The sequence below is a fragment of the Cobetia sp. SIMBA_158 genome (assembly GCF_046566945.1).
Classification (GTDB): Bacteria; Pseudomonadota; Gammaproteobacteria; order Pseudomonadales; family Halomonadaceae; genus Cobetia; species Cobetia amphilecti.
Map to the genome: position 1 here is coordinate 1 of NZ_JAWJYL010000320.1, position 275 is coordinate 275.

1 protein-coding gene is annotated in these 275 nt (G+C 68.7%); it reads right to left on the reverse strand.

The features are described 5' to 3' along the window. On the reverse strand, positions 1–275 hold a 275-nt coding region (locus R2R70_RS20135; RefSeq protein ID WP_410978922.1), incomplete at both ends, for a hypothetical protein.

Sequence of the window (275 nt, forward strand, 5' to 3'; positions counted from 1 at the left end):
GTAGAAATCGCTCGCGTAGAGCAGCGAGCCGGCCGTCGCGAGCCCGGTGACGACGTCGATGCGCGGCTGGTTCGTCGCGGCGGTGACCTGAATGAGCTTGTCGCGAAAGTGCGTCGCGCGGTTGTAGCGCCCGACTGCGCCGCTGCCGTAGGTGCTGCCGGGCTGCAGCGCGACGAACAGCGACGTCGCGTTGCCCGTGATCGCGCTGCCCTGGAATTCGGAATGCGCGCCCATCGAGCCGACGCTTTTGCCGTCCTGGGAGATCGCGACGCCGC